Below are 26,778 nucleotides of genomic sequence, written 5' to 3'. Positions count from 1 at the left end.
CGGTTTCGCGCCTATATACTCAATGCGGCGCCTGCCGATATTTTTCGCGATTTTCATTAGATCGATGATCAAAAGGCCTTTTCTCGGCGGCAAATTTCGGAGGAGGATTCTCATGCGTCACCTGTTGGCGGGACTGCTTTGCATCCCCATGCTTGCCGGCTGCAATCTCACGCCGGGAGGCCTCGAGCCCATCCCTGGCAGCATCACCTACCATGGCCAGCCGCGCACGAAGCTCACCAAGGCGCCAATCGGCAGCATCGTGTCGCACTACTTCATCGCGGAGGATGGCCGGTCGGTTTACGAGAACTACATCATCCAGCCCGACCGCAGCCTCTATCTGGCCAGCCGGAGGTGGCGCCCGTGGTTCCAGCTTCACGAGCGGTGATCAAGCGATCGACGGACGATCAATGGGCAGACTGCTGCTTTGCCCTGGCGACGATCTGTGTCGGATTGACGAATTGCAGCGCGAGCACCAGCCAGAAGAGCGTCGTCACCATGTAGATCACCGCCATGGCGTCGATCGACTGGCCGGCGCGTACGCCTGAGGCGAAGACCGCGTAGTAGAGCGAAACCACCAGCGTCTGCGTCGTCGGCCCGGCAATCAGGAAGGTGAGCTCGAACATGGCGATCGTCCGCACCAGCACCAGCAGCAGTGCGGCAAGCATGCCAGGCAGCAGCAGCGGCAGGAGGATGCGGATGAAGAGGCTTGTGGTGCCGGCGCCGAAGACGCGGGCGGCAGCCTCGATGCGCGGATCGATCTGCTCGATGAAGGGGATCATCACAAGGACGACGAAGGGTAGCGACGGCACGAGGTTGATCAGCACGACGCCCCAGAAGGTGCCGCCGAGGCCGAACTGATAGAGGACGGTCGCAAGCGGGATGCCGTAGGTGAGAGGCGGAATAAGCAATGGCAGCAGGAGCAGGAGGACGATCGCCCGCTTGCCGGGAAAGTCCCGCCGCGCCAGTGCATAGGCCGTCATGACCCCGAGAATGCCGGAGATGATGACGACCGTGAAGACAACCTCGAAGGTGACGAGCACGACGCTGGAAAGCTGGAATTCCTTCCAGGCGCTGAAATACCAGCGCGTCGTCCAGCCCACCGGCAGCCATGTGCCGAGCCAGCGGGTCGCAAAAGAGTTGATGATGACGGCGGCGATGACAGCAAGCAGATTGAGGACGAAGAGCGTTGCCAGCGCCCAGATGGCGAACCGCCAGATTTTCGATGTCAGTCCCTGGTCGCGGATCATGTCTCAGCCTTTCGTGCCGCCGGCGGGGCCGCGATAGAACAGCGAACGCGCGCCGAGGATGGCGACGACGACGATGAGCTCCACCCCACCCATGATCAGCGCGATCGCCGAACCGAGGGAGTGGTCGTACTGTTCGAACGCGGCCTGATATGCAGCGATCGAGATCACCCGCGTCGGGCCGGCGGGCGCGCCGAGCAGGACCGCGGAGGGGAACACCGCGAAAGCCTGCACGAAGGCAAGGCAGAAGGTGACGGCGAGGCCCGGAACCAGCAGCGGCAGGAACACGCGGAAGAAGCGCTTCGCCGGCCCGGCGCCGAGCGTTGCGGCGGCCTGCTCGATCGCCGGGTCGATGCCGGTGATGTAGGAAAGCGTTAGCAGGAAGGCGAAGGGAAAGCCTGTTATCAGCAGCGAGGCGAAGACGCCCCAGTAATTATTGGTGAGCTTGACCGGCGCATCGAGAATGCCGAGCAGAAGCAGCGTATCGTTGAACCAGCCGCGCGGCCCGAGAAAGGTCAGGAGGCCGTCGGCGACAAAGACGGTTCCGAGCGTGATCGGCAGGACGAGGATGGTGGTGAGCAGCCGCTGGCGCCGCATCAGACGGACGCGGAAGGCGACCGGAACGGCAAAGGCCAGATTGATGATCGTCACCGGCAGAGCCAGCCACAGCGTGGCGCCGATCGTCTTGTACTGGAACGGGTCGGTGAAGAACTTCGCATAGTTGGCGTACCAGGCGCCCTCCTTCGGCATCAGTGAATCGACGACGCCGTAGAGGAAGGGATAGACGAAGAGCGCGACCATGAAGATCAGGCCGGGCAGCACCAGCAAGGTCGTGCCGTCGAGCCCGCGCGCGGAAAGCCTGTAGCGCAGCGACGGTCCGCTCATGCAGCCGCCCCCTTGAAGACCAGCGCCCGTCCGGCCACCGGCTGCAGGAAGGCCGACGAGCCGCGCGGCAGGGCATCTTCGGAGCGGAAATAAAGCTCGGCGCCCTCGGCGGTGTGTGCCAGGCCGAAGAAGGCCCGGCCGCGATATTCCGTGCTTGCAACGGTAGCCGGTATGCCCTCGCCCGTTGCCGTTGCGACCAGATCCTCGGGGCGCACGGACAGCACCGCTGCGTCACCTGCCTTGAGCGGCATGCGCATCGAACCGCTCATCCGCGCGCCTGCAGCCTCGATCTCCGCCTCACTGCCGGAGACCGAGACGACGCGGCCAGCAATGCGGGTCCGGAAGCCCATGAAATCTGCGACGTCGAGGTTGACGGGCCGCTGATAGAGATCCTGCGGCGAGCCGATCTGCTGGATATGGCCCTGGCTCATCACCACGATACGGTCAGCGAGCGACAGCGCCTCATCCTGGTCGTGGGTGACGTAAATCGTCGTCGAGCCGATCTGGTCGTGAATCCCGCGGATTTCAGCGCGCATTTCAAGGCGCAGCTTGGCATCGAGATTGGAAAGCGGTTCGTCCATCAGCACGACCGGCGGGCGGATGACGATGGCGCGCGCAATCGCCACGCGCTGCTGCTGGCCGCCGGAAAGCTGGCCCGGGAGTTTGTCGACCTGGCTTTCGAGCCGCACCAGCGCCAGCGCATCGGCAATACGCTTGTCGGCCTCGCTGCCCTTGATGCCCTGCATGGCAAGGCCGAAGCCGACATTCTTGCGCACGCTCATGTGCGGAAAGAGAGCGTAACTCTGGAAGACCATCCCGAAGCCGCGTTTTTCCGGCTCGAGCTGGTCGATACGCGTGCCGCCGAGACGGATCTCGCCGCCCGAAAGCGCAAGCAGGCCGGCAATGCAGTTCAACGCCGTCGACTTGCCGCAGCCGGAGGGTCCGAGCAGCGCGATGAACTCACCGGGCTCGATCGCAAGATCGATGCCGTCGAGCGCGTGATAGCTGCCGAAGGAACGGCGCAGGCCGTCAAGCTCGAGGCGCGCACTCTTAGGCGAGGCAAACGCCGTTGCGTTCTGAACCGGAAAAGTCAAACCCAATCTCCATCCGTCGGCACGGCATCAGCCGCTGCGGGGCCGGTGCCGACCAGGGGATCGGCACCGGTTCCATCTTGTCGATCAGCCCTTCTTGGAGCCGATCTTTTCGTCCCATATCCGGAAGGCCTCGACGAGCTGCTTCGGCTCCAGCGGAACCTCGAGCGGGCTGTTGGCGATCCAGTCAGCATATTCGGGCCGGCCGAACTCCTTGATGATGTCCTGGCTTTCCTGCGGCGCCATTTCGAGCGTCACGTCCTTGACGGCCGGACCCGGATAGAAATAGCCGGCGTCATAAGCGATCGCCTGCTGCTGCGGCTGGTAGATGAAATTCAGGACGTCGATGAGGACGGCGATCTTCTCGTCGGAGACGCCCTTCGGGATGGCGGCGTAATGCGCGTCGGTGACCCAATGGAAGCCGTCGAGCTTCTGCACCTTGGCTTCGGCCGGAACGATGCCGAGCGCCCGCGGGTTGATATCCCAGCCGGTGGTCGTCGCAACGATATCGCGGGTGCCTTCGCCGAGTTCCTTGAACACCACCGCGGTACCGGTCGGGTAGTACTCGATGTTCTCGCCGAGGGCCGCCAGGTATTCCCAGGTCTTCGCCCATCCGTTGGCCGGATCGCGCGGATTGCTGTCGCCGAGCAGGTAGGGCAGGCCCATCAGCAGCGTACGGCCGGGACCGGAATTGGCCGGGCGGGCATAGAGGAACTTGTTCTTGTTCTGCTTGGTCCAGTCGAGCAGTTCCTGTGCCGACTTCGGCGGCGTCGCCACCCTGTCGGGCATGTATTCGATCAGCGGGCCGGACGGATAATAGGTGATGACGACACCCTGGTCCTTGGCAAGCGCCTGCATCTTGAAGGCCTGCGGCTGGAGAATGCTTTCGAGGTTCGGAAGCTCGGCCTTGTGTGCCGAATAATCGATCCAGAGACCCTGGTCGACGCCGGCGGAAAGCGCGTCCGTGCCGGTCAGCACCAGGTCGATGTCGACCTTGCCGGCAGCCTGCTGCGCCTTGATCTTCGACGGCAGTTCCGGTGCCGGTGCCTTGGTGAAGGCAAAGCTCGATACCCATCCCGGCTTGGCGGCAGCATAGTTCTCGAACATGCCCTGGGTCAGGGCAAGGTTGCCCGCGACGTCGACGACGGTGATCGTTACCGGGCTTGCCGGTGGCTTTGCCTGCGCCCAGCCCTTCATCGGGATAAGGCTGGCACCGGCCATGCCGGCCACCCCGCCCACAAATGTCCTGCGTGTGATTTCCATGATTTGCTCCTCCTCCTCGTGCGGTGCCGGTCGCCGACAATCCGCGCCTTTGCATCGCAACTTCCCGTGACCTGCAGCTGCTCGACGCCCGGCTCGAGCCGGCGCGGAAACTGCACCCCTGTCTGATATCCTCCATTTGCCCACCGGTTCCTCCAACCGGCATCTTGGCAACTGGTCCTAACTGATATACTAGTATGCACAAGAGTGTCAACGCCGGACATGCCATGCCTGAGACATTGTCGAACCAAGCGTTCCCCTTTCCGACCGCCGAAAGCGGCGCCGGAAAGATACGCCGGATGACGACGGCGGCGGCGATCTACGAGCGCCTGCATGCGGATATCGTCGCGCTGAAGATGCCGCCCGGAATGCCGTTGCAGGAGAAGCGCATCGCCGAAGAATTCGGCGTCAGCCGGACGCCGGTGCGCGAGGCGCTGCTGAGGCTGTCCGAAGGCGGGCTGGTCGACATCTATCCGCAATCGGGCACCGTCGTGTCTCGCGTTCCGGTCTCGGCAATCCCGGAGGCTGTCGTCGTTCGCAAGGCATTGGAGGGAACGACGGTCGAGAGTGCTGCTGCCCACGCGACTGCAGAGGACGTCGCGCGGCTTGACGCCATCATCGGCCGGCAGAAGGCCCATGCGGCGGTCAACAACGCCTCGAGCTTTCACGAGGAAGACGAGGCTTTCCATGAAGCGATTGCCGCCATAGCCGGTTATCCGGGCATCTGGACCATCCTGAAGACGGTCAAGGTGCAGATCGACAGGGCACGCAGGCTCACGCTTCCCGTGCTCGGCCGCATGGACAACGTCGTCGGCGAGCACGTCACCATACGCGATGCGATCGCCGCCCATGACGTGGCGGCCGCGCGCGAGGCGATGATCCATCACTTGAGCGCCGTCATTCCCGATGTTGCGGAATTGCGGGCGCGCTATCCGGACTATTTCTGCTGAGACCGCAGAGGTCGAGCTTACGTCCGGCAATCGAAAAGCAGGGAGGAATTGAGAATGCGGCAAGGTTGGAGATGGTTCGGGCCCGAGGCTCCCGTGACCTTGGACGAAGTCCGCCAGACGGGCGCGACCAACATCGTCTCCTCGCTTCATCAGGTGCCGATCGGCAGGGCATGGACAGAGACGGAGGTGCGCGAGCGCCAGTCGCTGATCGAAACCACACCGGCCGGACGTTCGGCACTCACCTGGTCGGTGATCGAGAGCATTCCCATTCCGGATGCGGTCAAGCGCAAGGGCGGCGAGGCCAAGGCGGAGATCGAGTCCTGGATCGCCAGCCTTGAATCAGTGGCAGCCTGCGGCATCGGCATCATCTGCTACAATTTCATGCCGGTGGTCGACTGGACCCGCACCGAACTCGACTTCGTCACACCCACCGGCGCGACAGCCATGCGCTTCGACCATGAGCGCTTCGCCGCCTTCGATCTCTTCGTGCTGCAGCGGCCCGGAGCGGAGAAGGAATATTCTCAGGCCGACCGCGAGCGCGCCCGCGTTGTGTTCGATGAGATGAGCGAGGCGGAGATCGCCGAGATCACCCGCATCATCACCTCTGCCCTTCCCGGCTCCACCACCGAACCGCTGACCATCCCGCAGTTCCGCGAGAAGTTGGTGGCCTATGATGGCATCGACGCGAAAAAGCTGCGCCAGCATCTGGTCGAATTCCTCGAAGCGGTGACGCCGGCTGCGGAAGCGCGCGGGGTGAAGCTGACGTTGCATCCGGACGATCCGCCGCGCTCGCTCTTCGGCCTGCCGCGCATCGCCTCGACCGCCGATGACTACGCGGCGCTCTTCGACGCCGTTCCATCTGCAGCTAACGGCATGTGCTACTGCACCGGCAGCCTCGGCGTGCGGGCCGGCAACGACCTCCCGGCGATCGCCCGGCGCTTTGCCTCGCGCATCCACTTCGCCCATCTGCGTGCCACGACGCGCGAGGGCGACGGGCGGACCTTCCACGAGAGCGCGCATTTGGAGGGTGACGTCGACATGGTGGCGGTACTGAAGGAGCTCGTCGCCGAAGACCGCCGCCGCGGCCCCGAGGATACGATCGTCTTCCGCTCGGACCACGGACACCGCATGCTCGACGACCTCGAGAAGACGGTGACGCCAGGCTATCCGGCGATCGGCCGCCTGCGCGGCCTTGCGGAGCTGCGCGGCATCCTGCACGCGCTGGGCGCGGTCCCGACTTAAACGACTGCAGCGACGACCGGCACAGGCATTTCGGAACCACCCCCCGGAATGTCTGCAAGGCGATGAAATCGCCGCGCTATTGCCTACCGGGGGCGGCCATATATGATCGCCGCGATCAGGCGATCGAGGGAGCGGGCTGCTCCGGCGAGGAAAGAGCCTGACAGCTTCCATCCGGTACTGGCGCTTGTGGGCTCGGTCCGGACTGGCGGCCTCCAGTGACAGGGGATCGGCTTGGGTTCGCTCGTGCTCGGCGCTATCGTGTTTCTCTGCCTATGCGCCGCGACGGCGCTTGGAATGTTCGTTCGTGCTCGTTTGCCGGGCCATCATCTCCAGACGGATTCCACCGACGTGATCCGGCTTGCGACCGCGGTCGTCGGCACGCTTTCGGCGCTTGCTCTCGGCCTGCTGATCGCCTCGGCGAAATCCTCCTATGACGAGGCAGAGGAAGGGCTGAAGACCTCGATGGCCCGCATCGTGCTGCTGGATCGGCTGGTCGATCAATATGGGCCGGGGACGGGCGATACCCGCAACCTGCTGCGCAAGATCATCGAGGCACGACTCGAGAGGGGCTGGAATGTGACGGTGGTCGACCGGGCCTCAGGCAATCTGGTGGGTGAGTACAACTATATCGAATCCGTCCAGAGCAATCTCCGATCGCTTACCCCGGAAAACCAGGTCCAGCAGCTCATCAAGACCAGGGCTCTGGAAGTGAGCGGCATGATTGCCGAGGCGCACTGGCTGCTCGTCGAAACCGAAAGCGAGGGCCTGCCATGGCCTTTCCTGCTGGTGCTGGTCTTCTGGCTCGCCCTTCTCTTCGCGACCTTCGGGCTGCAGGCTCCGCCCAACGCAACGGTTGCCGCCATCCTCGTCGTCTGCGCCATCTCGGTCGGCGGCGCGGTCTTCCTGATCGTCGACATGGCCCAGCCCTATATCGGCGTAATCCATGTCTCCGACGCGCCGTTGCTTTCGGCGCTCGATCGGCTTGGTCAGCGTTAATCCGGGCGTTACACCATCACCGCCTGCTCGACGCGGTCCGCCGAGCCGAATACCCTGAGATAGCGCTCGACCTCCGCCGGCTCGCCTGTCGCCTTCTGCGGATTGTCCGAGAGTTTCACGGCCGGTCGGCCATCGGCATCGGTGACCTTGCAGACCACCGAGATCGGGTTGAGGCTCTTTATTTCGGTCGGCGCGCAACCGGCGAAATCATTGGTCAGGTTGGTGCCCCAGCCAAAGCTCATCCTGACGCGACCCTTGAAATGATTGTAGGTGTCGATGATCGCATCGACATCCAGACCGTCGGAGAAGATTAGAAGCTTCTGGCGCGGATCGCGGCCCATCTTCTTCCACCACTCGACGATCTTCTCGCCGCCTTCGACCGGCGGCGCGCTGTCCGGTCGGAAGCCCGTCCAGTCGGCGACCCATTCCGGCGCATCACGCAGGAAGGCGGTCGTGCCGAAGGCGTCCGGCAACACGATCAGCAGGTTGCCACCGTAAAGGCGGTTCCAGTCGCGCATGATCTTGTAGGGAGCGTTGCGCAGCTCCTCGTCGGTCTGGGCGAGTGCGGCCGCGACCATGGGCAGTTCGTGCGCGTTCGTCCCGACGGCCTCGAGGTCTGAATCCATGGCGAGCAGCACGTTGCTCGTCCCGGTGAAGGCCGGTCCGATGCCTTCCTTGAGCGCCTCGACGCACCAGCGTTGCCAGAGGAAACTGTGGCGGCGGCGCGTGCCGAAATCGGAAATGCGCAGGCCCGGCAGTTGCCTCAGCCTCTCCACCTTTTCCCACATCTTGGCCTTCGCCCGCGCATAGAGAACGTCGAGCGTGAACGGACCCAGCGCCTTCATCGCAGAGCGCGAACGCAGCTCGTTGATGATCGCGAGTGCCGGAATTTCCCACATCGTGGTTTCCTTCCACGACCCGTGGAAGTCGAGGATGAACTGGCCGTCCTTCCGGGAAAGCTCGTATTCCGGCAGCTGGAAATTCGCGAGCCACGACAGGAATTCAGGCTCGAAGATCTGGGCGCGCCCATAGAAGCTGTTACCAGCAAGCCAGATCATCTCCTTCTTGGAAAGCCGCAGCGTGCGGGCGTGATCGAGCTGCTCGCGTAGCGCACCCTCGTCGATCTCCTCCGCCAGCCGGACGCGCTTCGTCCTGTTGATCAGCGAGAAGGTCGCGTTCACGTCCGGATAAAGCTTCCAGATCATCTGCAGCATGAGGAGCTTGTAGAAGTCCGTATCGATCAGGCTGCGGATGATCGGATCCAGCTTCCAGGTGTGATTGTAGACACGTGTCGCGATATCGGTCTTCGTCATCTGCTCCCGCCCTCGTCGCAATCCGGTCAGAGCGTTGGCGCCAGGTTTTGGGCGGCGCGGACCAGTCTTGCGCCTTCTTATCGAAAAATGTGACCCTAAAGTCCATAGTTTCGCTCAAAATTAAACGCCCTGCCAAGTTTTCTGAGCAGGGCGTTGCAAATCCGCGCAAAGCCGATCCGTCTACTGCTGGGCCGGGGTCGCCGGCTGTGCCGGGGTCGGCGTCGCGGCAGCAGCATTGCCGTTCTGGAGCGAGGGCTCCGCGTTTTCGGCCGGCTGCTGCGTCTGCAAGCTCTGGCCGGCCTGCTGCGGGGCTGCCTGATCCGCTTCGCGCTTGCCCCAAAGCTCGACGGGGATCCACACGATGAAGGCGAGAACGAGGGCGACGATCAATACGGTGAGTACGCGGTGCCCGAAGCGTCCCTGACGCGCCTGGCGGGCAGTTATCTGCTGTTCCTCGTGCAGCTTGTAGTCGGATTCTTCCCAGCGTTCGACGCGCTGTGCCATCACGATCTCCTTCCGCTGTCCATGGCTCCCAGACCTCGAAGCGTCCATGAGGCCGGCTTGGTCACTCAGGCGAGAACGGTTCGCCTGACGGAAAGTTCCAGATCGGCAGGTCTGTCAGTAGCCCGTCTTACGGTCCACGACATATTGCAGGGGATCGCCACGCTCGAAACGGGCGATCTGCGTCTCGACATGGCGGAAGAGCGCATATTCATCGGAGACGGCAGCGTCGTGCGGCGTGATGACGACGTTCTCCTGCCGCCAGAGCGGATCATCGGCGGGCAAGGGTTCGACCTCGAACACATCGAGAGAGGCGCCGCCGAGAATACCCTTCTCCAGCGCCTCGACGAGATCGGCCTGCACCTGGCTCTTGCCGCGACCGGCATTGATGAAGACGGGCTTTCCGAGCGCTCCGCCGCTGCGGAGCTTGCCGAAGAGCCGCCGGTCGTAGATGCCCGTGGTCTCCGGCGTCAGCGGCAGCAGGCCGACCAGGATATCCGTCCGCGCCAGAAATGCGTCAAGCCCGGCGGCATCGAAGGTCTCCATGCCCTCGATCGCCTTCGCCCGACGCGACCAGCCGATGACATTGAAACCCATGGCCCTGAGCTTGGCTGCGGCGTCCTGCCCGAGCACGCCGAGCCCCATCATCCCGACGGTCACCTCCGCGGCCTCCGGCGCGGTCGGCGCGCCCCAGAATTTCTCGCGCTGATGCTTTTCGTGCACCTTCACGCCCCGCAGATGCATGAGGCACTGCATCACCACCCACTCGCTCATGCGTACCGTCAGGCTGCGGTCGGCGAAGCGCACGATCGGCACCTCAGGCAATCCCTCCATCGCGACGATGTGGTCGACGCCTGCGCCACCCGAGAAGATCACCTTCAGATTCGGAGCGCGTCTGAAGAGGTCGGGATCCGGCCGCCAGAGCAGCGCATAGTCGATGCCGCCCAGGTTGCGATCGCGGTTTTGCGGATCCCCGAGATTGATGCTGCCGCGATCGGGAAAGGCCGTCTTCAGGGCTTCTGCAATCGCTTCCGGCTTGGATTTTATGTCGACGAGAACAGGACTTTTCGCCTGCATGACCGGACCCTTACTGATTGATGGCGGCCGTGTGGACGGCCTCGATGTTGAAGGCGGCCGCGATCAGCGCCCTCGTGTAGTCGTCTTTCGGCGCGTGAAAGATATCCGCGGACGGCCCCTGCTCAACGACCTTGCCGAAACGCATGACGATCACGTCATTGGCGAGTGCTTTCACCACCTTCAGGTCGTGGCTGATGAAGAGATAGGCGAGATCGTGCTTCTTCTGCAGGTCGCGCAGCAGATCGACGACCTGCGCCTGCACGCTCATGTCGAGCGCCGAGGTCGGTTCGTCGAGCATGACGAAACGCGGCTTCAGCACCATGGCGCGGGCAATGGCGATGCGCTGGCGCTGGCCGCCGGAGAATTCATGCGGGAAACGCCAGCGGGTCAGCGGGTCGAGCCCGACCTCTTCCAGCGCCCAGCGCACGCGGTCGTCACGCTCCTCTGGCGACAGCCCGGGCTCATGAACCTTAAGACCCTCTGCGATGATCTCACCGACCGACATGCGCGGGCTCAGCGAGCCGTAGGGATCCTGGAAGACCACCTGCAACTGGTTGCGGAGCGGCCGCATTTCGCGGAACGAATAGCCGGCAATGTCCTTGCCGACGAAGCTGATACGTCCCTGCGACGATATCAGGCGAGCAAGCGCGAGCCCGAGCGTCGTCTTGCCCGAGCCGGATTCACCGACGACACCGAGCGTCTGGCCGGCCCTCAGGCGAAGGTCGATGCCGTCGACCGCCTTGACGTGGTCCACGACCTTGCGCATCAGACCCGCCTTGATCGGGAACCAGACGCGGATATCCGACCCCTCCATGACGAGCGGCTTCGAGGCGTCGGCCAGCGGCGGCTCGCCCCTCGGCTCGGAGGCGAGCAGATGGCGCGTATATTCGTGTTGCGGGTTGGCGAAGACCTCGCCGACCGTTCCGGTCTCGACGATGCGCCCCTTGGTCATGACGCAAACGCGGTCCGCGAACTTGCGGACAATGCCGAGATCATGGGTGATGAACAGCATCGACATGCCGTGGACGCCCTTCAGGTCGCGCAGCAGCTCGAGGATCTGCGCCTGCACAGTGACGTCGAGGGCCGTCGTCGGCTCGTCGGCGATCAGCAGTTCGGGACGATTGGCAAGCGCCATTGCGATCATCACGCGCTGGCGCTGGCCGCCGGAGAGCTCATGCGGATAGGCCTTCAGCCGCTTTTCGGGCTCGCGGATGCCGACCTGGTTCATGAGTTCGAGGATGCGTGCCCTTGCGGCTGCGCCGACGAGACCCTGATGCAGCGCCAGGATCTCTCCGATCTGCTTCTCAATCGAGTGCAGCGGATTGAGCGAGGTCATCGGCTCCTGGAAGATCATCGTGACATCGTTGCCGCGCACGGCACGCAGCGCGTTGTCGGATGCCTTGAGAAGGTCCTTGTCTTTGAAGAAGATCTCGCCGGAGGGATGGCTGGCTGCAGGATAGGGCAGCAGCCTGAGGATCGAATTGGCCGTGACCGACTTGCCCGAGCCGGACTCGCCCACGAGCGCCAAAACCTCGCCCTTCGCGATATCGAAGGAGACACGGTCGACGGCAAGCGTCGTATCGCCTCCCTGGTGAAAGGCGACGGAGAGATTGCGAACGGAAAGCAACGGCTCGGTCATTGGAACGTCTTCCTGGGGTCGAACGCATCGCGCACCGCCTCGCCGACGAAGATCAGCAGGGAGAGCATGATCGACATGCTGAAGAAGGCGGTCAGGCCAAGCCAGGGTGCCTGCAGGTTGGACTTGCCCTGGGCGATCATCTCGCCGAGAGACGGCGAGCCGGGCGGCATGCCGAAGCCCAGGAAATCGAGCGAGGTCAGCGTGGTGATCGAACCGGAGAGGATGAAGGGCAGGAAGGTCAGCGTCGCGACCGTCGCGTTCGGCAGCAGATGCCGGAACATGATGGTGCGGTTGTTGACGCCGAGCGCGCGGGCCGCCCGGACATATTCGAAATTGCGCGCCCGCAGGAATTCGGCACGCACGATGCCGACGAAGCCGACCCAGGAGAAGAGCAGCATGATGCCGAGCAGCACGAAGAAGCCGGGCGGCAGGATCGCGGCGATGATGAGCAGGATGTAGAGCACCGGCATCGACGACCATATCTCGATGAAACGCTGCATCAGGAGGTCGGTCCAGCCGCCGAAATACCCCTGCACCGCGCCGGCCGTGACGCCAACGATGGCCGAGCAGATCGTCAGCACGAGGCCGAAGAGAACCGAGACGCGGAAACCGTAGATGATCCTGGCGAGCACGTCTCGCGCCTGGTCGTCCGTGCCGAGCCAGTTGAGGTTGCCGAGAATACAGCCAGGATCGGCGGCGCCTTGCGGATAGGCCGAGCAGCGCTCGGCCTTGCTCATCAGCCAGAAGGGCGGCGTCGGCGCCGAATGCGGAATGTCGGAATTGACCGTGCGGTAGGAGTAGCGCACGGGCGGCCAGATAATCCAGCCGTTGGCGTTGATCTCGTCGGATATGAAGGAGGAGCGATAGTCCGTCTCGGCAAGGAAGCCCCCGAATTTCTCCTCGGGATAGTCGACGATGACCGGAAAGAGGATCTCGCCCTTGTAGGAGGCGATGATCGGCCGGTCGTTGGCGATGAGTTCCGCAAAGAGGCTCAGCAGGAACAGCGCCATGAAGAGCCAGAAGGACCAGTAGCCGCGTCGGTTCGCCTTGAAATTCTTCCAGCGGCGAACGTTGACGGGCGACAGAAGCCCCCGGCGGGGCGGCCTTGCGGGTGCGAGCGCGGCGGGATTGGCGGGCTTGTCCAACTCAGACCTCCCTACGCTCGAAATCGATGCGCGGATCGATCCACGTATAGATGAGGTCGGAGATGAGGCCGACGAAAAGGCCCATCAGCGAGAAGATGTAGAGCGTCGCGAAGACGATCGGATAGTCGCGGTTGACGACCGACAGATAGCCGAGGCGCCCCAGGCCATCGAGTGAGAAGATGTTCTCGATCAGGAGCGAGCCGGTGAAGAAGGCCGAGATGAAGGCGCCGGGAAAGCCGGCGATGATGATCAGCATCGCATTGCGGAAGATGTGGCCGTACAACACACGCCGCTCCGTCAGCCCCTTGGCCCGCGCCGTCACCACATACTGCTTCTTGATCTCCTCGATGAAGGAGTTCTTCGTCAGGAGTGTCGTGGTCGCGAAGGCTGCGAGCGAGAGCGAGATCAGCGGCAGGGTCAGGTGCCAGAAATAGTCGAGGATCTTCTGCCACCAGCTGAGCTGGGCGAAATTGTCGGAGACCAGTCCGCGCAACGGGAACCAATCGAAGAACGAGCCGCCGGCGAAAAGCACGATCAGCAGGATGCCGAAGAGGAAGCTTGGCACGGCATAGCCAATGATGATGACGCCGGAGGTCCAAACATCGAAGGTCGATCCATCCTTCACCGCCTTGCGGATGCCGAGCGGTATCGAGATGCCATACGAGAAGATCAGGATCCAGACGCCGAGGGAGGCCGAGACCGGCAGCTTGTCGAGGATGAGGTCGATGACCGAGGTGTTGCGGAAGAAACTCTCGCCGAAATCGAAGCGGATATAATTCCACATCATCTCGCCGAAGCGCGTCAGCGGCGGCTTGTCGAAGCCGAACTGCTTTTCCAGCTTGGCGATCAGCTCCGGGTCGAGCCCCTGGGCGCCGCGATAACGCGAGGAGCTGTCATCGAAATTCTGCTGCGCAAGGTCGCCGCCGCCCGAAAGCCGCTGGTCGGCACCGCTGGCCTGGCCGGTCAGCTGTGCGATCACCTGCTCGACGGGCCCGCCGGGAGCGAACTGCACGACAATGAAGGAAATGGCCATGATGCCGACGATCGTCGGTATCATCAGCAGCAGGCGACGAAGAATATAGGCTCCCATCAGTCCCTGCCGATCCCGAAAACGTGCGGTCTACCGCGACGTTCAACTTCCGCCAATCCAACTTTCCTTTCCGTCTCTGCACCGCGAACCAATACCTTGATTCGCCGATCCACTTTGAACGCTCAGCCCTCGCCGTGGCAAGGCCCTGTCATTTCTGCGCGCTTGTCGACCACCAGACCGAAGGCATGCCGAGCGAGAATTCGGGCAGGTTCGGCAGGTGGGTGATCGTATTCCAGTAAGCGAGGCGTGATGTCTTCGACCCGTAGCTCGGCACGACGATGTGATGGGCGAGCAATACGCGGTCGAGGGCATGCGTGGCGGCAACAAGATCCTCGCGGTCCTTGGCGAAGATCACTTTGTGGACCAGCGCATCGACACCCGGATCGCTGATGCCGCTGTAGTTCTGCGAACCGTCCCGCTTGGCGGCATCGGAGCCCCAAAATTCAGCCTGCTCGTTGCCGGGATTTATCGTTTCCGCCCAGCCGCTGTACATCACGTCGAAATCGCGCGAGCGCCAGCGATTGGTGAACTGCGACGGCTCGATGCTTCGCACCGTCGCCTCGACGCCGATCTTCCTGAGATTCTGGGAGAAGGCGAGCGCGACCGGTTCGATCGTCGGGCCGTTCAGCAGAATTTCGAACGACAGCGGCTGACCGGTCTTCGAATTGACCATGCGGTTGCCCTTGAGCTCGTAGCCCGCCTCCCGCAGGATGCCGATCGCGGTGCGCAGGTTGTCGCGCAGCTTCGCCGGGTCGCCGTTCACCGGGTTCTTGTAGGGCGTGGTGAAGACTTCCGGCGGAACCAGATCCTTCACCTCGTTGAGGATTTCCAGCTCCCGCCCCTCGGGCAGTCCGGAGGAGGCAAGTTCGGTGCGGAAGAAGAAGCTGTCGATGCGATCATAGGAGCCGTAGAAGATCGTGCGCTTCAGCTCCTCGAAATCGAAGGCATAGTTCAGAGCCTCTCGCACGCGCTCGTCGGCGAACTTGTCGCGACGCGTATTGTAGATGAAGCCGACCATCACGCCGACCTTGCGGAACTCGTTCTCGACCTCCTCGCGCTTCACGCGCCCGTCGGCAACGGCCGGGAAATTGTAGGCGGTCGCCCAGCGCTTTGCCGCGTTCTCCCACCAGTAGTCGATATTGCCGGAGCGGAACGCCTCGAACATGACGTCGCGGTCGGCGAAATAGCTGTAGGTGATGGTCTGGAAGTTGTCCTGGCCGACATTGACGTTGAGGTCCTTGCCCCAATAGTCGTCCCTGAGTTCGTAGCGGATCGTGGAACCGGGCGTCACCGCTGCTATCTTGTAGGGGCCGGAGCCCATGGGAATCTCGAGCGTCGTGCGCGAGACGTCGCGCGGCTTGCCGTCCGCCCCGTTTGCCTCCCACCAGTGCTTCGGCACGATGACAAGCTGGCCGACGATCTGCGGCAGTTCGCGGTTGTTGGCCTCGTCGAAGGTGAAGGTCACCTCTCGTTCACCGGTCTTTTCCGCCGATTTGACGTGGCGATAATAGAATTCCTGCTGCGGGTCGTTCTTCTTCGACTGCTCGAAGCTGAAGACGACATCCTCCGGCGTTACGGGCTGGCCGTCGGCCCACTTCGCTTCCGGGCGCAGGCGGAAGGTCACCGAGGAGAAATCGTCGGGATATTTGATCGCTTCGGCGAGCAGGCCGTACGACGAGGACAATTCGTCGAGCGCAGGTGTCATCAGCGTCTCGAAGACCTGCCCCAGGCCTGTGCCCACCTCACCTTTCGCCAGGAGCGGGTTGAGCGTGTCGAAATTGCCCTCGTCGGCAAGGCGGAGCGTGCCTCCCTTCGGCGCGTCCGGATTGACATAGTCGAAATGCGCAAAGCCGTTGGGATGCTTGAGTTCGCCAATGGTCGCAATGCCCGGCCGCCAGCCATCAGGGTCCTGTGCCATCGACTGAACCGGCACCAACGCGGACAAGGTAAGGAGGTTCAGCGCCAAGGTAGCGCAGAGCTTTGCCAACCGCATATTTTTACCCCAGTTATTTTTATGGGATTCGAGAATAAGCAAAATCAGGGCGAAAAACAGAACATTGTTTGGCTTTGTGACACTGTCGATTTTTTATGTATGATTTCCGTAATTTAGCCTGTCATTTCGTCATCGTCCGTACCGCGCCGCACCATTTCGGTGGAGGCCGCGCCAAATCAGCCGCCGCGGGCCAATGATCTGCCGGCCACAGAACATCGATTCAACAGAATCACTTTTCACGATAGATTCGAGGCGCAAATCACTTCGGCATGAGCCGTCAGCCCTGAGAAGGAACGGTATGGAACTCCGCACGCTCTCCACCCTCGCAGCAAAGACCCTGAAACGCGCCGGCATGTGGGCCGCCGCGCTGGCGATTGGCGTGGGCGTCGTCGCGGGAGATGTGGCGGCCCAGCAGACAGCGCCTTCGCCGGGAAGCGCCAAGGCGTTGTTCGGCGCGGTCGCGCTGCCCACGACCGGGTCGACGCAATCTGTCGGCTATTACGCCAAGGGTTGCCTGGCAGGCGGCGAAGCGCTGCCGACAGATGGTCCGACTTGGCAGGCGATGCGGCTTTCGCGCAACCGGCGCTGGGGCAATCCCGAGATGATCGCGCTTCTGGAGCGGCTGTCGCACGACGCTGCCCAATATGATGGCTGGCCGGGGCTGCTCGTCGGCGACATTTCACAGCCGCGCGGCGGGCCGATGTTCAACGGCCATGCCTCGCATCAGGTTGGGCTCGATGCGGATGTGTGGCTGACGCCGATGCCGCCTCGCACTCTGACGGCGGAGGAGCGTGAGGCGCTGCCCTTCACGACCATGCTGCAGAAGAACAAGTTCCTGACGGTCGATCCCAACGTCTGGACCACCGCCCACGCCCGGCTGCTGATGCGTGCCGCGAGCTATCCGCAGGTCGAGCGGATCTTCGTCAATCCGGCAATCAAGAAGAAGATGTGCGACAGCTGGACGGGCGACCGCTCGAACCTCGGCAAGCTGCGCCCGGAATACGGGCACGACTCGCACTTCCACATCCGCCTGCGCTGCCCGCCGGGCGCGATCACGTGCAAGCCGCAGGCCCCGGTTGCTGCCGGCGACGGTTGCGACAAGTCGCTCGCGTGGTGGTTCACCAAGGAGCCCTGGGCTCCGCCGCCGAAGCCCAAGCCGAACGCGAAGCCGGTGAAGCCGCGTGAGACGATGGTATCCGACCTGCCCAAGGCCTGCGCCGCCGTCCTGGCCGCCCCTTCGGTCGCCTCGGTGCGCGAGGCGACCTTTGGCTACGACACCGCCACGCCGGCAGCCGCCACCGCGATGGCGCCGGTCGTGCCGGTGTCCGGCTTCCAGCCGCAGGCGACGCTGCCGGACGCCGGCCCGATCCCGGCCCTGCGCCCATCGTCCAACTGAGGATCGGCGCTTCTTGCGTGAAGGCCCGTCTTTCAAAGCCGCGGCAGTTGCTATAGAAGGCAGGCAAATCGATTTACGTCCGCGAGGGGTTTGAGCTTCATGGCCGGCGAAAAGTGCATTGCCCTGATTGCGCATGACGAAAAAAAGGATGCCATGGCTGCCTTTGCCCGGCGCAATCGCGACACGCTCGCAAGGCGGAAGATCGTTGCCACGGGCACGACCGGCGGCCGTGTTCTCGATGCCGCTCCAGATCTCGACGTGACCCGGCTGAAGAGCGGACCGCTCGGCGGCGACCAGCAGATCGGCGCGATGATCGCCACCGGGCAGATCGACACGCTCATCTTCTTCGTCGATCCGCTAACGCCGCTGCCGCATGATGTCGACGTTAAGGCCCTGATGCGGCTTGCGATCGTCTATGACATCCCGATGGCGCTCAACGAAGCCACCGCCGAGAAACTGATTTCGACACTCAACGACTGACCTGCCGTCCAGTCGCCAGAAGATGGAACCGGCCATGCCCAAGCCCAGTAACAGCGAAGCTCCCCTGCCCTTTCCGATCCTGATCGGTGATATCGGCGGTACCAACGCCCGGTTTTCGATCCTCGTCGACGCCTATGCGGAACCGACGCAGTTTCCGAACGTGCGCACGGCGGACTACGAGACCATCGACGAGGCGATCCAGAAAGGTGTGCTGGACAAGACCTCCTTGCGGCCCCGCGCCGCCATCCTCGCCGTCGCAGGCCCGATCAAGAGCGACGAAATTCCGCTGACGAACTGCGACTGGGTCGTCCGCCCCATGCAGATGATCACCGGCCTCGGACTGGAGGACGTCCTCGTCGTCAACGATTTCGAAGCACAAGCGCTTGCGATCGCGGCACTCTCCGACGAGCATCGGGAACGCATCGGCGATACACCTGATGGCCTGATCGCGTCGCGCGTCGTGCTCGGCCCGGGCACCGGCCTCGGTGTCGGCGGCCTCGTCCATGCCCAGCACACCTGGATTGCGGTCCCCGGCGAAGGCGGCCATGTCGATCTCGGCCCGCGCAGCAAACGCGATCTCGAGCTCTTCCCGCACCTCGAGGCGATCGAGGGCCGGATTTCGGCCGAGCAGATCCTTTGCGGCCGCGGCCTCGTCAACCTCTACCACGCGATCTGCACGGCGGACGGGATCACCCCGACGCTCAAGGAACCTGCAGACGTTACGAGCCACGCCCTTGCGGGCACGGACAAGGCGGCGGAAGAAACCGTCTCGCTGTTTTCGACCTATCTCGGCCGCGTGGCGGGCGACATGGCGCTCATCTTCATGGCGCGCGGCGGCGTCTATCTCTCCGGCGGCATCTCGCAGAAGATCATTCCGGCGCTGAAGAAGCCGGAATTCCGCGCAGGCTTCGAAGACAAGGCCCCGCATACGGAACTGATGCGCAGCATTCCGACCTATGTCGTCACCCATCCGCTCGCAGCCCTTGCCGGCCTAGCCTCCTACGCAAGGATGCCCACGAGCTTCGGTGTCGCTACGGAAGGCCGGCGCTGGCGCGCCTAGTCAAGCCACGGTCGCAGACGATGTAACGAGGCTATGGCCAAAACCATCTCAACTGTCTATAGAGCCGCAGGCGCCCTCTAAGGGACGGGCGCCTTCTCGAATTGCGACAGGAAAGCTCGGCTTTTGCTATCTTCAGAAAGAAGACACGGCTCGGTCAATACGGATACCGTAACCGGTATCCTGAGGCGCATCATCGCTGAAAACGGCCGTGCTCATGTTCGCGGCTATGTCTTTGCCATTTTCTGCCTGGTCATCGTCGCGCTCTCGACGGCCTTCACCGCCTGGATCATGGAGTCGGTGATCAACGAGGCCTTCGCCAAGCAGCGTGCCGATGTGGTGCTCATCATCTGCGGCGCGATCTTCGCCGCCTTCGTGCTGCGCGGGCTTGCGACCTACGGCCAGGCGGTTGCCCTTTCCAAGATTGGCAACAACATCGTCGCCACCTACCAGCGCCGCCTCTACCATCACCTGATGACGCTGTCGGTGGGCTTCTTCAACGAGTCCCGCTCGGCTCATCTCGCCGCGCAGATCAGCCAGAATGTCGACGGCATCCGCGACGTGCTGAACCTGACCGTCACCTCGACCGCCCGCGACCTCCTGACCCTAGTCTCGCTGATCATCGTCATGGTGACGAAGGATCCGGTGCTGGCGCTGATCGTCTTCGTCGTCGCGCCGCCGCTCCTCTATGCGCTGCGCTACGTTTCAAAGCGGCTGCGCTCGGCGACACGCGAAGCGGTCATGCTGAACAGCCACGTTCTCGGCGCCATCCAGGAAACGATCCAGGGTATCGCCATCGTCAAGGCCTTCACGATGGAGCGCGAGCTCGGCGACAAGGTCGACGGGATCATCAGGGCTGCCGAAGGCCGCGCCAATCGCATTGCGCGACTGACGGAGCGCACTGCGCCGCTGACCGAGACCTTTGCGGGCTTTGCCATTTCCGGCGTGCTCGCCTACGCCGCCTTCCGCTCGATCTATGGCGGCGTGCTGCCGGGCGCCTTCTTCTCCTTCGTTACCGCCCTGCTGCTTGCCTACGATCCGGCGCGGCGTCTTGCCCGCCTGCAGGTGCAGATGGAGCGTGCGACCGTGAATGCGCGGATGATCTACGACATCCTCGACATGGAGCCGCGCCAGCGCGACCTGCCCGATGCCAAGGACCTCGTGGTGACGGATGCGCGCATCGAATTCCGCGGCGTGACCTTTGCCTATGCCAGCGGCGAAACCGTGCTCAACCGCGTCGATCTCGTCGCCGAAGGCGGACAGACGACTGCCCTCGTCGGCCCGTCGGGCGCCGGCAAATCGACGGTCATCAGCCTCATTCCCCGGTTCTACGACCCGAGGGAGGGCCAGATCTTCATCGACGGCCAGGACATCGCCCATATCACCAAGCAATCGCTGCGCCAGCACCTCGCCTATGTCTCGCAGCAGCCTTACCTGTTCGAAGGCACGATCCGCGACAATATCCGCTATGGCCGGCCGGAAGCGACCGACGCCGAGGTCGAAGACGCGGCAAGGCTCGCCTATGCCCACGACTTCATCCTGGCGCAGCCCCAGGGCTACGATACGCCGGTCGGCGAGAACGGGGTCACGCTCTCGGGCGGCCAGCGGCAGCGGCTTTCGATCGCCCGCGCGCTGGTGCGCAACGCCCCGATCCTGCTCCTCGACGAGGCGACCTCCGCCCTCGACACGGAATCGGAAGCAGCCGTGCAAAAGGCGCTCGACGAAGCGATGAGCGGCCGCACCGTCGTGGTGATCGCGCACCGGCTTTCGACCGTGGTGCGGGCCAACAAGATCGTCGTCATGCAGCAGGGCCGGGTCGTCGAGCAGGGCAACCACGAGAGCCTTGCGAAGGCAAACGACGGTCTTTACGCTCGCCTCAACAACCTTCAAAGACCTTCCGCATCCGACGCAATGTAAGAATGGGCACCGAACGGACATGAGCGAAGCTGCAATGAAACTGGTCGTGGTTGGTGCGGCGGGCCGCATGGGCCAGACGCTCATCCGCCTGATCCATTCGACGCCGGCAACGGTGCTGCACGCAGCAATCGAGAGGCCCGGATCGCCCTTCCTCGGCAAGGATGCCGGCGAGGTGGCCGGGCTCGGGCCGATCGGGGTTGCGATCACCGAAGACCCGCTGGAAGCTTTCCTGCATGCCGAGGGCGTGCTCGACTTCACTTCTCCCTCGGCAACGGTCGGCTTTGCCGCGCTCGCCGCGCAGGCCCGCATCGCACATGTCATCGGAACGACGGGATGCTCGTCCGAGGACGAGGCGAAGATCGAGGCCGCCGCGCGTCACGCCCGTATCGTGAAATCCGGCAATATGAGCCTCGGCGTCAATCTCCTGGGCGTGCTCGTCGAGCAGGCTGCACGCGCGCTCGATCCCGCCGACTGGGACATCGAGATCCTTGAAATGCACCACAAGCACAAGGTGGACGCGCCCTCGGGCACCGCGCTCCTCCTCGGGCAGGCTGCCGCCCATGGCCGCGGCATCGACCTTGCCGGCAATTCGGTGCGGGTTCGCGACGGACATACCGGCGCGCGAGCAGCCGGCGCGATCGGCTTTGCGACGCTGCGCGGTGGCTCCGTCATCGGCGAGCACTCGGTCATCCTTGCCGGCGAAGGCGAGCAGGTGACGCTGTCGCACAGCGCCAACGATCGCTCGATCTTCGGGCGCGGCGCACTCAAGGCGGCATTGTGGGCGCGGGACAAGAAGCCCGGCCTCTATTCCATGCTCGATGTTCTCGGGCTTTCCAGCAACTGACGGTCATATCGAAGGAAGTTTTCAATGAGCGGAACCCTCGTCCTCGTTCGCCACGGCCAGAGCGAATGGAACCTGAAGAATCTCTTCACAGGCTGGAAGGACCCGGACCTGACCGCACTCGGCGTAGAGGAAGCCGAGACCGGCGGCAAGGCGCTCGCCGATTACGGGATCAAGTTCGATATCGCCTTCACCTCGGTTCTGAAGCGCGCGCAGCGCACCTGCACCATCGTGCTCGAAAAGGTCGGCCAGCCGAACCTCGAGACGATCTTCGACGCCGCACTCAACGAGCGCGACTACGGCGATCTCTCCGGCCTCAACAAGGACGACGCCCGCGCCAAGTGGGGCGAGGAGCAGGTGCATATCTGGCGCCGCTCCTACGACGTACCGCCCCCGGGCGGCGAGAGCCTGCGTGACACCGGCGCCCGCGTGTGGCCCTACTACCTGACCGACATCCTGCCGCGCGTACTGCGCGGCGAGAAGGTACTGGTCGCCGCCCACGGCAATTCGCTCCGCTCGCTCGTCATGGTGCTCGACCGGCTGACGAAGGAAGAGGTGCTGAAGCTCAACCTCGCGACCGGCGTGCCGATGGTCTACAAGCTGAAAGCCGATTCCACCGTCGCCTCGAAGGAAGTGCTGGGCGACATGTCCGGTGCGCACTGAGCACTAATACAATCAGCATCCGGGCTCCAAATGAGGCCGGATGTTTCTCTCAGGCAATGTCACTGAGAATCAGGCATCGACCTAATTTCGATGGGAATGCCAGCCTGACCGCTGAATACACGCGTGAGACCCTCACGAATAATTTGCTGCTCAATCTCCACCTGCCCGTGGGCCTTTGGAGCATATATTTCGTTGCTGATCTCAAGCTTTGAAAATTTATAGCCAACTGTAGGAGCCATTTTGAACAGGAGTTCCACAAACAGGTCCTTCCTTTTTTGACTCCACACAGCAAAATCAATGTTATCTTGCGACAGCAGATCCAAGTAGTTTTTCCAAGCATCGACTACGTCGCGAAATGAGCGTCTGTTGCCGTAGAATTCGAGGGCGATGGCATTCAATGCTTCGACATGAGAAGCTGATAACGACGCTGCTCGAGTTGCCATAAGCGTCCGAAATATCCAAAGACGCCGCTCCTTGGCCTGTCGGCTTCTCTCAACAATTTTCTGCGCCTGAACAGCCAGAATTGGTCCTGCCAACGTTGCAAATGCGATTACCCAATCCGACGCCGTCATCACTCACCTGAGAAGCCAAATTCGCATTTAATGCTATCACCAGTTGATAGGCTAAAGTAGGCAACGCTGGGCTCGTCAACATAATTATCGCCATCCAGTTGACGACTAGCGGCACTATTTCGTGTCTATCAACCGCTGTTCGTCCTTATGTTTGGCCTTTGCCGCCTCGAACGCCGGCAGGCGATCGGCGATCCAGCTCCAGAGCCGCACCACCTCCACCAGAAGTTCGCCGCCGAGCGGCGTCAGCTCGTATTCGACGCGCGGCGGCACCTGCGGGTAAAGCGTGCGCGTGACGAGCCCGTCATTTTCCAGCGCCCGCAGTGTCTGTGTCAGAACCTTCTGGCTGATCCCTTCCACTCGTTCCAACACCCGCGAAAATCGCAGCGGGCCCTTCGCTTCCGCCAGGATATGCAAGACTCGTAGCGGCCATTTTGCGCTGGCGCGCTCCAGCATCTCGCGGGCAAGCGCATCCTGCTCGTCCGTCAGCGTTTCGCAGAAATCAAAAGTACGGCTGTCTACAATAGTTACCATACGGTATGTATAGCTCCTTCGGGTACCTTCTTTCAATATGAAACTATGCGCTCTATATGGCTGTCGGTCCACTAGAAGGAGATAGTCATGACGAAAGTCTGGTTGGTAACCGGCAGTTCCCGCGGCCTTGGAAAGTCGCTTTGCGAAGCTGTCCTCGAACAGGGCGACAGATTGGTCGCTACAGCACGAAACCCCGCTCAGCTCGATGCCCTGGCGGAGCGCTTCGGCGATCGCGTCCGCTGCATCGCGCTCGACGTGACAGATGAAAACGCCGCGGCAGCCGCCGTGCAGACCGCAGTCGACGCCTTCGGCAGGCTCGACGTCCTCGTCAACAATGCCGGTTACGGCAATATCGGTTCAGTCGAAGATACGAGCCTCGCCGAGTTCCGGGAACAGATCGAAACCAACCTCTTCGGCACGATCATCGTCACCAAGGCAGCCATCCCGGTCATGCGCGAGCAAGGGTCCGGCCACATTCTCCAGTTCTCGTCCGTCGGCGGCCGTGTCGGTGCCATGGGACGCGCGCCCTACTCGGCCGCCAAGTGGGGCGTGGAGGGCTTCTCCGAAGTGCTCGCCAAGGAGGTCGGTCCCCTCGGGATCAAGGTGACGATCATCGAGCCGGGCGGCTTCCGCACCGATTTCGCCGGCTCTTCGACGACGATCCGCGAGGGTCGCCCCGAATATGACGCCACCGTCGGTGCGACTGCCCGCTTCCAGCGCGACTACAACGGCAAGCAACCCGGCAATCCCGAAAGGGCGGCAGCAGTCATCGTCCACGTCGCGGGCCTCGACCAGCCGCCGCTGCGACTGGCGCTCGGCAGCGATGCGGCAAAAGTCATTGAACAGGCCGACCTGGCGCGCCTGGAAGCCGACAGGGCGTGGCGCGAGTTCAGCCTTTCCACCGATTTTGCGGCGAGCGGCCAAGCCTTTCCGTGGGAAGGAAAGTAGAGGCGAAATCCTCTTTGGGGGTTCAGTTCTCGATCGTGAACTGGACCCTGTCGGCCGGAAAGCGCGTGATCGCATACTGTACCGGCACCCCGTCGAGATCGGTGTTGACCGCCCGTGTCACCAGCACGATCGCACCGGGCGACAGTCGCAGATCGGCAAGATCGGCATCGTCCGCATGGGTGGCTGTGATCTCGGTCGTGAGGCGGACGTAGTCCGCAAGCCCAAGTTCGCGAAATGCCTTGGTGATCGAACCACTCTCTCGATGCCTTTCGCCGATTCCGGCGAAACGATCCGCGGGAAACCAGTTCGTTGCGCGTGACACCGGCCTTCCATCCGCCTGGCCGGTCGTTTCCAGACGAATGACGGGCGCGCCGACCCGCAGTTTCAGATTGCGCGCAATTTCCGTATCGGCGGCCTCCTCGAAGACGCCTAGCAGTTCACTGCGAGCCTCCCGCGCCTGGTCGCCGACGCCCTGGGAGAAGCGCGTGCGCTTCGAGATCGGGAAGTTCAGCCTTTCCTTGCGCTCCACCATGGTGCCGCGTCCCTGCATGGCGCGCACGATGCCTTCCTGTGCGAGCGCTGCCAGCGCGCTCCTGACCGTATGACGGTTGACGCCGAACTGCAGCGCGAGCATCGTTTCGGGCGGAACCATGCCTGTCGCGTCATAGTCTCCGCGCCCGATCGCCTCCCGGATCCGATCCGCGATCTGCCGCCATAGCGCTACGCCTGTCTGCCTCTGCACCTGCTTCAACGCGATCACCTTTTGCACCTCAGCCCGTCATACGCTTGTCACGTCGTGTCCTTATGGATAGTCTTAGCTTGTATAGTTGTCTATATCAATAGACATTTCGAGGTCAGAGCGATGAAACCAGACAAGAAAGCCGCAATGCAGCCGAAGGACACAGCCGAACGCAAGCGAGTCGCCGACCTGCTCGCGAGGGCGGAGATGTGCGAGCTGTCGCATGCCTGGTCCGTGTTGGCTGAAGAGCCGATCGTCCAGCCCGTACGCGGGCCCGAGACCGGCCTCGTGATGGTGCGCGGCCGCATCGGCGGTGGTGGGGCGCCCTTCAATCTCGGCGAGGTGACAGTCACCCGCGCTACCGTGCGGCTGTCCTCCGGCGCGATCGGTCACGCGCATCTGCTCGGCACCGATCGCGAGCGTGCCCGCATGGCGGCCATCTTCGACGCGCTTTGGCTCGAGGAGGGAACGCGGGGCTTCGTTGAGCGCATGCTGCTCGTGCCGATCGCCGCGCGTCTCGAGGAAGCGGAACGAAACAGGGCAGAAGAGACAGCGGCGACTCGCGTCGATTTCTTCACCATGGTGCGAGGAGACAATTGATGAGCCCGAGGACCGACACGCTGACCGGCGGCTTCACCGAGCCGGTCTTTCATTCGCAAAGCGTATTTCGCGCGATCATGGACGGCATGGCCCGCCCCGGCTCGATACAGACCGTCACGCCGGATGTCGCCCCGCCCTCGCCTCTCGGCACCGCCGCGGGCGCGCTGGCGCTGACACTCTGTGACCACGACACGCCGGTCTGGCTGTCGAGTGGTCTTGCGAAATCGGCGGTGCCGGAATGGCTCGGCTTCCACACCGGCGCGCCGGTGACGCCGGAAAAGGCCGAAGCACGCTTCGCCTTCGCCGAAAGCGGTTCCATGATCGCCTCCTTCGGCCTTTTTGCAGCCGGGACGCAGGAATATCCGGACCGCTCGACGACGATCGTCATCGAGCTCGCAGCTCTCGAAGGCGGCCGTGAACTCGCCCTGATGGGGCCTGGCATTCTCGGCGTCACGACGATTGCGCCCATCGGCCTGCCGGAGACCTTCAACCGCCTCTGGGTCGAGAACCGTACGCTCTTCCCGCGCGGCATCGACATCGTGCTGACGGCGGGGCGCTCGCTCCTCTGCCTGCCGCGGACCACCAAGATCACCGCAACGGAGATGTGA

27 protein-coding genes are annotated in these 26,778 nt (G+C 63.1%); 13 read left to right on the top strand and 14 right to left on the bottom strand.

The genetic code is table 11. The annotated features are described in order from the left end of the window. Positions 1-112: 112 nt before the first annotated feature. Positions 113-385, top strand: a complete 273-nt coding sequence (locus tag EV286_RS14085; protein WP_132957770.1) for a hypothetical protein — start codon at positions 113-115, stop codon at positions 383-385. A gap of 19 nt (positions 386-404) precedes the next feature. Here the strand turns inward: EV286_RS14085 and EV286_RS14080 are convergent, their stop codons facing one another. The 4 genes from EV286_RS14080 to EV286_RS14065 form a co-directional block, all read right to left on the bottom strand. Then, positions 405-1,247, bottom strand: coding sequence for an ABC transporter permease subunit (locus EV286_RS14080; RefSeq protein ID WP_132957769.1), 843 nt, complete (start codon positions 1,245-1,247; stop codon positions 405-407). A 3-nt stretch (positions 1,248-1,250) separates the two neighbouring features. Continuing rightward, positions 1,251-2,129 carry a sugar ABC transporter permease gene (locus tag EV286_RS14075; RefSeq protein ID WP_132957768.1) on the bottom strand — a complete coding sequence of 293 codons (879 nt, stop codon included), beginning with the start codon at positions 2,127-2,129 and terminating at the stop codon, positions 1,251-1,253. Continuing rightward, on the bottom strand, positions 2,126-3,223 hold the full coding sequence (locus EV286_RS14070; protein WP_132957767.1) for an ABC transporter ATP-binding protein: 1,098 nt from the start codon (positions 3,221-3,223) through the stop codon (positions 2,126-2,128). The genes EV286_RS14075 and EV286_RS14070 overlap by 4 nt, the downstream gene beginning before the upstream one ends. Before the next feature lie 84 nt (positions 3,224-3,307). After that, positions 3,308-4,483 carry an extracellular solute-binding protein gene (locus EV286_RS14065; protein WP_132957766.1) on the bottom strand — a complete coding sequence of 392 codons (1,176 nt, stop codon included), beginning with the start codon at positions 4,481-4,483 and terminating at the stop codon, positions 3,308-3,310. Positions 4,484-4,707: 224 nt separating this feature from the next. On the opposite strand from EV286_RS14065, the gene EV286_RS14060 reads away from it, so the two are divergent. The 3 genes from EV286_RS14060 to EV286_RS14050 all read left to right on the top strand — a co-directional run bounded on the left by EV286_RS14060 (position 4,708) and on the right by EV286_RS14050 (position 7,668). Continuing rightward, positions 4,708-5,430: a GntR family transcriptional regulator gene (locus EV286_RS14060; RefSeq protein WP_132957765.1), complete on the top strand. Its 723-nt coding sequence runs from the start codon at positions 4,708-4,710 to the stop codon at positions 5,428-5,430. 54 nt (positions 5,431-5,484) lie between these two features. Further along, complete coding sequence (gene uxuA, locus EV286_RS14055; RefSeq protein ID WP_132957764.1) at positions 5,485-6,672, top strand: mannonate dehydratase; 1,188 nt, start codon at positions 5,485-5,487, stop codon at positions 6,670-6,672. Positions 6,673-6,903: 231 nt separating this feature from the next. Continuing rightward, positions 6,904-7,668 carry a DUF4239 domain-containing protein gene (locus tag EV286_RS14050; RefSeq protein WP_207909835.1) on the top strand — a complete coding sequence of 255 codons (765 nt, stop codon included), beginning with the start codon at positions 6,904-6,906 and terminating at the stop codon, positions 7,666-7,668. Between the two features lie 8 nt (positions 7,669-7,676). Here the strand turns inward: EV286_RS14050 and pncB are convergent, their stop codons facing one another. The 7 genes from pncB to EV286_RS14015 all read right to left on the bottom strand — a co-directional run bounded on the left by pncB (position 7,677) and on the right by EV286_RS14015 (position 16,426). After that, the gene (gene pncB, locus EV286_RS14045) at positions 7,677-8,981 is read right to left on the bottom strand and encodes a nicotinate phosphoribosyltransferase (RefSeq protein ID WP_132957763.1); all 1,305 of its coding nucleotides are present in this window, start codon (positions 8,979-8,981) and stop codon (positions 7,677-7,679) included. Between the two features lie 180 nt (positions 8,982-9,161). Further along, positions 9,162-9,485 carry a hypothetical protein gene (locus EV286_RS14040; protein WP_245500706.1) on the bottom strand — a complete coding sequence of 108 codons (324 nt, stop codon included), beginning with the start codon at positions 9,483-9,485 and terminating at the stop codon, positions 9,162-9,164. A 114-nt stretch (positions 9,486-9,599) separates the two neighbouring features. Then, positions 9,600-10,559, bottom strand: coding sequence for a glyoxylate/hydroxypyruvate reductase A (locus EV286_RS14035; protein ID WP_132957761.1), 960 nt, complete (start codon positions 10,557-10,559; stop codon positions 9,600-9,602). Positions 10,560-10,569: 10 nt separating this feature from the next. Next, entirely contained in the window at positions 10,570-12,198 is a 1,629-nt protein-coding gene (locus tag EV286_RS14030) for an ABC transporter ATP-binding protein (protein WP_132957760.1), read from the bottom strand. Beyond that, the gene (locus EV286_RS14025; protein ID WP_132957759.1) at positions 12,195-13,343 is read right to left on the bottom strand and encodes an ABC transporter permease; all 1,149 of its coding nucleotides are present in this window, start codon (positions 13,341-13,343) and stop codon (positions 12,195-12,197) included. Before EV286_RS14025 ends, EV286_RS14030 begins: the two co-directional genes overlap by 4 nt. 1 nt (position 13,344) lies before the next feature. Next, entirely contained in the window at positions 13,345-14,433 is a 1,089-nt protein-coding gene (locus EV286_RS14020; RefSeq protein WP_132957758.1) for a microcin C ABC transporter permease YejB, read from the bottom strand. Positions 14,434-14,581: 148 nt separating this feature from the next. Beyond that, entirely contained in the window at positions 14,582-16,426 is a 1,845-nt protein-coding gene (locus EV286_RS14015; RefSeq protein ID WP_132957757.1) for an extracellular solute-binding protein, read from the bottom strand. A 352-nt stretch (positions 16,427-16,778) separates the two neighbouring features. On the opposite strand from EV286_RS14015, the gene mepA reads away from it, so the two are divergent. The 6 genes from mepA (at position 16,779) to EV286_RS13985 (ending at position 22,780) form a co-directional block, all read left to right on the top strand. Continuing rightward, entirely contained in the window at positions 16,779-17,822 is a 1,044-nt protein-coding gene (gene mepA, locus EV286_RS14010; RefSeq protein ID WP_245500717.1) for a penicillin-insensitive murein endopeptidase, read from the top strand. Between the two features lie 99 nt (positions 17,823-17,921). Further along, entirely contained in the window at positions 17,922-18,302 is a 381-nt protein-coding gene (locus tag EV286_RS14005) for a methylglyoxal synthase (RefSeq protein WP_132957755.1), read from the top strand. A gap of 34 nt (positions 18,303-18,336) precedes the next feature. Then, positions 18,337-19,362 carry a glucokinase gene (locus EV286_RS14000; RefSeq protein WP_132957754.1) on the top strand — a complete coding sequence of 342 codons (1,026 nt, stop codon included), beginning with the start codon at positions 18,337-18,339 and terminating at the stop codon, positions 19,360-19,362. A 123-nt stretch (positions 19,363-19,485) separates the two neighbouring features. Next, positions 19,486-21,276: an ABC transporter ATP-binding protein gene (locus EV286_RS13995; RefSeq protein ID WP_132957753.1), complete on the top strand. Its 1,791-nt coding sequence runs from the start codon at positions 19,486-19,488 to the stop codon at positions 21,274-21,276. A gap of 19 nt (positions 21,277-21,295) precedes the next feature. Continuing rightward, the gene (gene dapB / locus EV286_RS13990) at positions 21,296-22,120 is read left to right on the top strand and encodes a 4-hydroxy-tetrahydrodipicolinate reductase (protein ID WP_132957752.1); all 825 of its coding nucleotides are present in this window, start codon (positions 21,296-21,298) and stop codon (positions 22,118-22,120) included. Positions 22,121-22,144: 24 nt separating this feature from the next. Then, on the top strand, positions 22,145-22,780 hold the full coding sequence (locus tag EV286_RS13985) for a 2,3-bisphosphoglycerate-dependent phosphoglycerate mutase (RefSeq protein ID WP_132957751.1): 636 nt from the start codon (positions 22,145-22,147) through the stop codon (positions 22,778-22,780). Between the two features lie 59 nt (positions 22,781-22,839). Here the strand turns inward: EV286_RS13985 and EV286_RS13980 are convergent, their stop codons facing one another. Both EV286_RS13980 and EV286_RS13975 read right to left on the bottom strand, forming a co-directional pair. Then, positions 22,840-23,352, bottom strand: a complete 513-nt coding sequence (locus EV286_RS13980) for a DUF6680 family protein (protein WP_132957750.1) — start codon at positions 23,350-23,352, stop codon at positions 22,840-22,842. 114 nt (positions 23,353-23,466) lie between these two features. Continuing rightward, positions 23,467-23,883 carry a helix-turn-helix domain-containing protein gene (locus tag EV286_RS13975; RefSeq protein WP_132957749.1) on the bottom strand — a complete coding sequence of 139 codons (417 nt, stop codon included), beginning with the start codon at positions 23,881-23,883 and terminating at the stop codon, positions 23,467-23,469. 87 nt (positions 23,884-23,970) lie between these two features. On the opposite strand from EV286_RS13975, the gene EV286_RS13970 reads away from it, so the two are divergent. After that, positions 23,971-24,831 carry an oxidoreductase gene (locus EV286_RS13970; protein WP_132957748.1) on the top strand — a complete coding sequence of 287 codons (861 nt, stop codon included), beginning with the start codon at positions 23,971-23,973 and terminating at the stop codon, positions 24,829-24,831. Positions 24,832-24,853: 22 nt separating this feature from the next. Here EV286_RS13970 and phnF read toward each other — a convergent pair whose 3' ends face one another. After that, a complete protein-coding gene (gene phnF / locus EV286_RS13965; protein ID WP_245500705.1) occupies positions 24,854-25,591 on the bottom strand; it encodes a phosphonate metabolism transcriptional regulator PhnF in 738 nt (245 codons plus the stop codon). Between the two features lie 126 nt (positions 25,592-25,717). Here phnF and phnG point away from each other — a divergent pair, with 126 nt between their 5' ends. Together phnG and phnH are read left to right on the top strand one after the other, a co-directional pair. Then, positions 25,718-26,170, top strand: a complete 453-nt coding sequence (gene phnG / locus EV286_RS13960; RefSeq protein ID WP_132957747.1) for a phosphonate C-P lyase system protein PhnG — start codon at positions 25,718-25,720, stop codon at positions 26,168-26,170. After that, positions 26,170-26,778 carry a phosphonate C-P lyase system protein PhnH gene (gene phnH / locus EV286_RS13955; RefSeq protein ID WP_132957746.1) on the top strand — a complete coding sequence of 203 codons (609 nt, stop codon included), beginning with the start codon at positions 26,170-26,172 and terminating at the stop codon, positions 26,776-26,778. The genes phnG and phnH overlap by 1 nt, the downstream gene beginning before the upstream one ends.

The organism is Rhizobium sp. BK251 (assembly GCF_004345245.1).
Taxonomy (GTDB): Bacteria; Pseudomonadota; Alphaproteobacteria; order Rhizobiales; family Rhizobiaceae; genus Rhizobium.
This window is presented reverse-complemented; position numbering and strand designations above follow the sequence as displayed.

Coding starts and splice junctions, on each gene's coding strand:
- EV286_RS14085 (WP_132957770.1), top strand. CDS start 113: ATGCGTCACCTGTTGGCGGGACTGCTTTGCATCCCCATGCTTGCCGGC.
- EV286_RS14080 (WP_132957769.1), bottom strand. CDS start 1,247: ATGATCCGCGACCAGGGACTGACATCGAAAATCTGGCGGTTCGCCATC.
- EV286_RS14075 (WP_132957768.1), bottom strand. CDS start 2,129: ATGAGCGGACCGTCGCTGCGCTACAGGCTTTCCGCGCGCGGGCTCGAC.
- EV286_RS14065 (WP_132957766.1), bottom strand. CDS start 4,483: ATGGAAATCACACGCAGGACATTTGTGGGCGGGGTGGCCGGCATGGCC.
- EV286_RS14060 (WP_132957765.1), top strand. CDS start 4,708: ATGCCTGAGACATTGTCGAACCAAGCGTTCCCCTTTCCGACCGCCGAA.
- uxuA (WP_132957764.1), top strand. CDS start 5,485: ATGCGGCAAGGTTGGAGATGGTTCGGGCCCGAGGCTCCCGTGACCTTG.
- pncB (WP_132957763.1), bottom strand. CDS start 8,981: ATGACGAAGACCGATATCGCGACACGTGTCTACAATCACACCTGGAAG.
- EV286_RS14040 (WP_245500706.1), bottom strand. CDS start 9,485: ATGGCACAGCGCGTCGAACGCTGGGAAGAATCCGACTACAAGCTGCAC.
- EV286_RS14035 (WP_132957761.1), bottom strand. CDS start 10,559: ATGCAGGCGAAAAGTCCTGTTCTCGTCGACATAAAATCCAAGCCGGAA.
- EV286_RS14030 (WP_132957760.1), bottom strand. CDS start 12,198: ATGACCGAGCCGTTGCTTTCCGTTCGCAATCTCTCCGTCGCCTTTCAC.
- EV286_RS14020 (WP_132957758.1), bottom strand. CDS start 14,433: ATGGGAGCCTATATTCTTCGTCGCCTGCTGCTGATGATACCGACGATC.
- EV286_RS14015 (WP_132957757.1), bottom strand. CDS start 16,426: ATGCGGTTGGCAAAGCTCTGCGCTACCTTGGCGCTGAACCTCCTTACC.
- mepA (WP_245500717.1), top strand. CDS start 16,779: ATGTGGGCCGCCGCGCTGGCGATTGGCGTGGGCGTCGTCGCGGGAGAT.
- EV286_RS14005 (WP_132957755.1), top strand. CDS start 17,922: ATGGCCGGCGAAAAGTGCATTGCCCTGATTGCGCATGACGAAAAAAAG.
- EV286_RS14000 (WP_132957754.1), top strand. CDS start 18,337: ATGCCCAAGCCCAGTAACAGCGAAGCTCCCCTGCCCTTTCCGATCCTG.
- dapB (WP_132957752.1), top strand. CDS start 21,296: ATGAGCGAAGCTGCAATGAAACTGGTCGTGGTTGGTGCGGCGGGCCGC.
- EV286_RS13985 (WP_132957751.1), top strand. CDS start 22,145: ATGAGCGGAACCCTCGTCCTCGTTCGCCACGGCCAGAGCGAATGGAAC.
- EV286_RS13980 (WP_132957750.1), bottom strand. CDS start 23,352: ATGACGGCGTCGGATTGGGTAATCGCATTTGCAACGTTGGCAGGACCA.
- EV286_RS13975 (WP_132957749.1), bottom strand. CDS start 23,883: ATGGTAACTATTGTAGACAGCCGTACTTTTGATTTCTGCGAAACGCTG.
- EV286_RS13970 (WP_132957748.1), top strand. CDS start 23,971: ATGACGAAAGTCTGGTTGGTAACCGGCAGTTCCCGCGGCCTTGGAAAG.
- phnG (WP_132957747.1), top strand. CDS start 25,718: ATGCAGCCGAAGGACACAGCCGAACGCAAGCGAGTCGCCGACCTGCTC.
- phnH (WP_132957746.1), top strand. CDS start 26,170: ATGAGCCCGAGGACCGACACGCTGACCGGCGGCTTCACCGAGCCGGTC.